1 protein-coding gene is annotated in these 259 nt (G+C 66.8%); it reads left to right on the forward strand.

The genetic code is table 11. The annotated features are described in order from the left end of the window. The coding region (locus tag ACLJNW_RS26305; RefSeq protein ID WP_410961522.1) for a YceI family protein at window positions 1–259 on the forward strand (259 nt) is incomplete at both ends.

Consider the following 259-nt stretch of genomic DNA (forward strand, 5'->3'; position numbering starts at 1 on the left):
CCGCCTGGACAAGGCCGGCTTCGACGACCTGCGGGGCGGCCATTCGCGGGTCGAGAAGCTCGACTTCACCCTCGACCTGCACGGCCAGCAGCGCCGCCTGAAGGCCGACGTGCTGGTCACCCGCCAGGGCGAAGGGCTGGTCCAGGTGGCGACCCTGGAGCCGGTGCTGCTGAAGCTGCTCGACTTCGACCTGGAAGAGAAGCTCAAGCCCTTGAAGGAGATGGCCAATATTCCCTCGATCACTCCCGAGGTACCGGGG

The organism is Salmonella sp. SAL4457 (assembly GCF_046548235.1).
Classification (GTDB): domain Bacteria; phylum Pseudomonadota; class Gammaproteobacteria; order Enterobacterales; family Enterobacteriaceae; genus Salmonella; species Salmonella enterica.